This is a genomic window from Sphingopyxis sp. RIFCSPHIGHO2_12_FULL_65_19 (assembly GCF_001830555.1).
In the GTDB taxonomy this organism is placed as follows: Bacteria; Pseudomonadota; Alphaproteobacteria; order Sphingomonadales; family Sphingomonadaceae; genus Sphingopyxis.
The window spans coordinates 3407-5379 of record NZ_MIAM01000038.1 but is presented as its reverse complement, the minus strand read 5'-3'; the positions used below and the strand labels follow the sequence as shown (position 1 = coordinate 5379).

General features: G+C 65.6%; 2 protein-coding genes. Both read left to right on the top strand.

Features of this window, described 5'->3' with window-relative positions; all coding sequences use genetic code 11:
* A partial coding sequence (locus A3E77_RS11340) for a DNA gyrase C-terminal beta-propeller domain-containing protein (RefSeq protein ID WP_293645952.1) occupies positions 1 to 640 on the top strand: 640 nt, incomplete at its 5' end.
* A gap of 89 nt (positions 641 to 729) precedes the next feature.
* A partial coding sequence (locus A3E77_RS11335; protein WP_293645950.1) for a diguanylate cyclase domain-containing protein occupies positions 730 to 1973 on the top strand: 1244 nt, incomplete at its 3' end.

Sequence of the window (1973 nt, the reverse complement as noted above, 5' to 3'; positions counted from 1 at the left end):
CGAATTCAAGTTCAAGGAAGGCGACGAACTGCTGTTCGCCGCGCACGCCCAGACGACCGACAAGCTACTGATCGCGGCCAGCGACGGGCGCTTCTTCACGATCGGCGCCGACAAATTGCCCGGCGGGCGCGGGTTTGGCGAGCCGCTGCGCCTGATTGTCGACATCGACCCCGATGCACGGATCGTCGCGATGATCCCCACGAGCGCGGAGGGCCGCTTGCTGCTCGCTTCGTCGAGCGGCCACGGCTTCGTGGCGCAAATGGCGGACGTAATCGCCGAAACGCGCAAGGGCCGCGCGGTCGTCAATTTGAAGCCCAAGGCCGCACTCACCGTCGTTCGCCCGATCGCTGCGAGCGACGACAGCGTCGCGGTGGTCGGCGAAAACCGCAAGCTTGTCGTCTTCCCGCTCGACGAGGTGCCGGTGATGGCGCGCGGCCAGGGCGTGATGCTGCAACGCTATCGCGACGGCGGGCTGTCCGACACCGTCAGCTTTGCCTTTGCCGACGGATTGAGCTGGGCGATGGGCGGCGACACCGGCCGCACGCGCACCGAAACCGACCTTGCGCCGTGGCGCGTCGCACGCGGCGCGGCCGGGCGGATGCCGCCAACTGGTTTCCCGCGCAACAATCGCTTCGGCTGACCGCATTTCGATGTAGCCGTAAATCCCTTATTTACTTCCCGTAACCTAGGCATTGGGCAATGGGGAAAGGTCGCACAAAACCCGCTGTTATGCCTATCGATAGAACCGGCGAAGACCGGCCCTTGTTGTTTGTCGGCTGGATCGACGCACTGCCGGTTCCGGCGGCGCTCATCCGACCGATGGCGCGCGGAAATTTCCGGCTCCACGCGAGCAACGCGGCGTTTGACCGGCTGAGCCTGTCGCCGGTCGGCGTCGATGCGCCGATCGAACTGCTGCGCGCGATCGAACGGGCATCGCAACATCCCGACGAAAGCCAGGAATTTTCGTGCCAGCTGGGCGACGGTCCGGCGGCGCGCGACCTGCGCGGATCGATCGGGCCGCTGCCGACGGAATCGGGCGATGACGGCCTGTTCCTGCTGACGCTGATCGACCGGACGCAGGAAATGATGACCGAGCGCAATTTGCGCCGCGAACTTGTTTCGGACAGCCTGACCGGGCTGCCCAACCGCGCGGGATTTGAAGAATTGGTCGAACAGCGCGCCCGCATCGAAGGCCCCGGCGCCGACCATGCTATCCTGCTGCTCGACCTCGCGCGCTTTTCGCGGATCAATGAACATATCGGCCCGATGGCGGGCGACGAGCTGATCATCACCGTCGCGCGGCGGCTGAAATCGAGCCTGCGCAGCGGCGACATATTGGCGCGCACCGGCGGCGACGAATTCGCCATCTCGTCGCGCGTCGCAGGAGGCCGCGCCGATGTGCGCGAAATGGCGCGGCGTATCCGCGGCTGTTTCGATCATCCGTTCCGTATCGGCGAATTGAAGGTCAGCGTCGATTGCGCGCTGGGCTGCGCCATCCAGCCGGCCGCTGACACCGATGTCGCCGATCAGATCCGGCACGCCCAGATTGCCCTCAAACGCGCGAAGCAGACCGACCGCATCGAAATCTATGAACCCGAAGCGGCGATGCTGTCGGACAATCGGTTCGGGCTGGAAACCGAATTGCGCAACGCGATCGAGGAGGATCGGCTCCACCTCGCCTTCCAGCCGCTGATCGAGATGGCGAGCGGCCGCGTCGCGGGGTTCGAGGCGCTGGCCCGGTGGGACAACAGCAACGGCCATTCAGTGTCGCCGACCGAGTTCATCCCGATCGCCGAGGATTCGGGATTGATCGTGCCGCTCGGCCAGTGGGCGATCGGCAAGGCCGCGGCGGTGCTCGCCGAATGGGACCGGCAGAATGGCGGCGCCATCGTCGATGCCTATTTCTCGGTCAATGTCTCGGCGATCCAGCTGGTACGGGACGATGTCGCAGCGGTCGTCCGCCAGGCGCTGGA